General features: G+C 60.7%; 3 protein-coding genes and 1 tRNA gene. 3 read left to right on the top strand and 1 reads right to left on the bottom strand.

The genetic code is table 11. The features are described from left to right. The first annotated feature begins 249 nt into the window (after nt 1-249). From WBB95_RS29395 to WBB95_RS29385, 3 genes are all read left to right on the top strand, one after another. The gene (locus WBB95_RS29395; RefSeq protein WP_424490779.1) at nt 250-2535 is read left to right on the top strand and encodes an acylase; all 2286 of its coding nucleotides are present in this window, start codon (nt 250-252) and stop codon (nt 2533-2535) included. A gap of 212 nt (nt 2536-2747) precedes the next feature. Next, nucleotides 2748-2821 (top strand) — tRNA-Cys (locus WBB95_RS29390). 136 nt (nt 2822-2957) lie between these two features. Next, a complete protein-coding gene (locus WBB95_RS29385) occupies nt 2958-3935 on the top strand; it encodes a tyrosine-type recombinase/integrase (protein ID WP_424490778.1) in 978 nt (325 codons plus the stop codon). Here WBB95_RS29385 and WBB95_RS29380 read toward each other — a convergent pair. Continuing rightward, on the bottom strand, nt 3932-4138 hold a 207-nt coding region (locus tag WBB95_RS29380; RefSeq protein WP_424490777.1), incomplete at its 5' end, for a hypothetical protein. The two genes, WBB95_RS29385 and WBB95_RS29380, sit on opposite strands and share 4 nt — an antisense overlap.

The following is a 4138-nucleotide window of genomic DNA, read 5'->3' as shown; positions in this document are numbered from 1 at the left end:
GGGTTATACATGCAAAAAACTCCTTATCAGAGCCTGATCAGGAAAATGATGGCGCTCTTAGTTAATAAGACGAACGAGCGAGCAAAATCATGAAGTGCCGGATGTAGAAATTTTGTCGGTATCGGTTCTGTCACAGCGCGAACGCCTTAATTAAACGCGCTCGCAGCCTAAATTATTCCCGGTTGTTTGCGTCCTTACGGTGGGGTAACTGCCCCCTGTGAGGGTGTTCAATTTGACTGTGGAGCTTGCGTGATTATTTCCAACGGGTTGTCCAGGGTATGCGTGGCCGGGGTGTTGCTGGGCCTGAGTCTTGTGGCGTCGGCGCGCGAGCAGGTGGCCTCGACAGCCGCGTCGGCGGAGATTCGCCGCACCACGTACGGCGTCCCGCATATTCGCGCCAGCGATGAGCGCGGCCTGGGGTTTGGCATCGGCTACGCGTATGCCCAGGACAACCTGTGCCTGCTGGCCAACGAAGTGGTCACCGTGAATGGCGAGCGCGCCAGGTTCTTCGGCCCGGACCAGGCAACCCTGGAAGAGCGCAACAACCTCGCCAGCGATGTGTTTTTCACGTGGCTCAACAGCCCGCAGGCGGTGGCGGCGTTCTGGAACGCGCAGACGCCGCAGATGCAGCAGCGCATTGCCGGCTATGTGGCAGGCTACAACCGTTACCTGAAAGAGCAGGGCACGCCGAAACAATGCCAGGCCGCGTGGGTACGCCCCCTTGTCGTTGAAGATTTGGTGAAGCTGACCCGCCGGCTCCTGGTAGAAGGCGGTGTAGGCCAATTCGCCGAAGCCCTGGTCGGCGCGACGCCACCCCAAGCCACGGCCAGTGTGCAGCCCGACGCCAAGGCGTTCGAACTGGCGGCGGTCAATCAACAGCGCTTCACCCTCGACCGTGGCAGCAACGCCGTCGCCATAGGCCGTGACCGTTCATTCAATGGCCGTGGCATGCTGCTGGCCAACCCGCACTTTCCGTGGGTGGGTGGCATGCGTTTTTATGAGATGCACCTGACCATCCCGGGCCAACTGGATGTGATGGGCGCCGCGTTGCCGGGCTTGCCGGTGATCAATATCGGCTTCAACCAGCACGTGGCCTGGACCCACACGGTCGACACCTCCAAGCATTTCACGCTGTATCGCCTCACCCTTGATCCCAAGGATTCCACGCGTTACCTGTTGGACGGCCACTCCATTGCCCTCGACCAAACCCCGGTCAGGGTGCAGGTCAAGCAGGCGGATGGCAGCGTCAAAGACGTCACCCATACCGTCTACAGCTCACAATTCGGCCCGGTGGTGCAATGGCCGGGCAAACTGGATTGGGACAGCCACTACGCGTTCAGCCTGCGCGACGCCAACCTGGGCAATGACCGCGTCTTGCAGCAGTGGTACGCGATGAACCGCGCCGCCAGCCTCAAGGACCTGCAAACCTCGGTGCACACGCTGCAAGGCATCCCGTGGGTCAACACCGTGGCCGCGGACGACAAGGGCCAGAGCCTGTACATGAACCTGTCGGTGGTGCCCAACGTCAGCGCCGCCAAACTCGCGCAATGCAGCGACCCACGGGCCGGCTTGCAATTGATCATGCTCGACGGTGCCCACAGCGCCTGCGCCTGGGACGTAGACCCGCGTGCAGCACAGGCCGGCATCTTCGCCGCCGACCAACTGCCGCAGCTGGAGCGCACCGACTACGTGCAGCACTCCAACGACTCCGCGTGGATGGCCAACCCCAAGGCGCCGTTGACCGGTTTCTCGCCGGTCATCAGCCAGGACCACATCGGCCTCGGCCCACGCGCCCGCTTCGCGGTACAGCGCCTGCAATCTTTGGAGAGCCAGCCGATAAGCGTGGCCGACCTGCGAAACATGGTGATGGACAACGAGGTGTACCTCGCCGGCCAAGTGATGCCCGACCTACTGGCGTTCTGCGCCAAACACCTCGGTGCCGACCGCGCCGCCTTGCAGCCGCTGTGTGACAGCCTGAAAAACTGGGACCAACACGCCAACCTAGACAGCGGCGTGGGCCTGGTGCACTTCATCAACCTGGTGGAACACCTGCAGCAAATCCCAGACGCCTGGCGCGTCGCCTTCGACCCCGCGCAGCCCCTGACCACGCCACGCGGCCTGGCCATCGACCGCGAGCCGGTCGCCAACGCCCTGCGCGAAGCCATGCTGGCCTCGGCCGCCGACGTCGCCAAATTCGGCCTGACCCGCTGGGGCGACATTCAAGTCTCCGGCCAGACCCCGATCCACGGTGGCCCGCAAGAGTTGGGCATCTATAACGCCATGCAAACCGTGCCCCGCGCCGACGGCAAACGCGAAGTGGTCAGCGGCACCAGTTACCTGCAAATCGTCACCTTCGACGACAACGGCCCCCAAGCCGTGGGCGTGCTGGCATTCTCCGAATCCAGCGACCCCGCGTCCAAATACGCGACAGACCAGACCCATGCATTTTCCGAGAAAAAACTGCGCCCGCTGCCCTTCACCGACGCCCAGATCAAGGCCGACCCGCAGTACCAGCAACAAGTGATCAAGGAGTAGGGCAGGCACGCAACTCCTTGATCCCGATACGAAATATTTTTGAAATCAAGGGGTTGCAGGCAAAAGCAAATGAGTACATAATGGCGCCCATCGAACGCAACGAAGCATTAAAAACTTCAATGTATTCAATGAGTTAGAGTAGAGGCAGCTCCACAGAGCCCACTCAAGTTTATATGCGGTGAATGTCGGCGGTAAGGGCATTGATCGTTTGAGGCCGAGTAGCAAAATGGTTATGCAGCGGATTGCAAATCCGCCTACGCCGGTTCGATTCCGACCTCGGCCTCCACTCTTAAAAGCCCCGCAGCCATTAGGTTGCGGGGCTTTTTTTATGCCTGCGGATTTTGCTCGACGCGACAATTGGGACAATCCTGGGACACTGAGATAAATTGCATGTCCCAAGGACGAACGGCAAAATCCGCAGCATGGCGACTATTGAGCAGCGTCCCAACGGGACATGGCGGACCAAGATCCGCAAAAAAGGGTATCCGGCACTGTCGGCTTCGTTTGACACGAAAGCCGAAGCGCAGCGGTGGGCATCTGAAATCGAGGGGGATATGTCGCGCAAGCGCTTCGTCGATACCAGGGAGGCCGAAGCCACCACTGTTGCGAAGGCTTTTGAGCGCTATGCGCGGGAAGTATCTGCGCAGAAGAAGGGCGCCCGCCAGGAGCTGACCCGCATAAAGACGTGGTCTGAAGGCAAGTACGGCAGCAAGTCGCTCGCCGAGCTTCGATCATCCGACCTGGCCGACTACCGTGATGCGCGATTGGCCGCTGGCTCATCAACGAATACGGTACGGCTATCGCTGGCCTTGATCAGCCATCTATATACGGTGGCGATCAAGGACTGGGGCATTGAGGGGCTGAGCAACCCAGTTGCAAAACTTAGGATGCCCAAGGGGAGCCGTGAGCGCGATCGCCGGCCGACCGCCACTGAATTGAAAGCCGTGCTCAAGGCTTCCGGTGAAATCCATGCGGAGATGCCGGTGATCATCGAGATTGCTGTCGAGACGGCTATGCGGCGCAGCGAGCTCCTGACGCTCCGTAGAGTGGATATCAAGGGTAAGTACGCTCTGCTGGAAGACACCAAGAACGGCAGCCGCCGACTGGTTCCGCTGTCGATCCGTGCCCGCGCGCTGCTTGATTCGCTGCCCGCGCGCATTGACGGCCAGGTGTTCTCACTGGCTCCACACTCCGTCAGCCAGTATTTCCTTCGCGCCTGTCGGGCAGCGAAAGTACAAAACCTGCACTTCCACGACCTTCGCCACGAAGGTACGTCACGCCTCTTTGAAAAGGGGCTCTCCATTATGGAGGCCGCAAGTATTACGGGGCACAAAACCATGGGGATGCTCAAGAGATACACCCATCTTTGCCCCGACACCCTGGCCGACAAGCTCGGTTAACTGACACGTGAGAGCGTCGGCGGCGTCTGACGCTTCCGGCCCGGGCGAGCCGGAGCGTGCCGGCCTTCCTCGCACTCCTGTAGGAACCGGCGAACCGTGCTGATCCGCCAGCAAATCCGGCTTCCTTGCTTGAAGAAGGGTGGAAGCCAGGCCGCTCCAGCCTGTCGCGCACTTCGAATCGATGACTCCGACCGGCCCAGCAG

It is taken from the genome of Pseudomonas sp., from assembly GCF_049645325.1.
Taxonomy (GTDB): domain Bacteria; phylum Pseudomonadota; class Gammaproteobacteria; order Pseudomonadales; family Pseudomonadaceae; genus Aquipseudomonas.
Note: the sequence above shows the minus strand (reverse complement) of the source record. Positions and strands in the feature narration are given on the sequence as shown.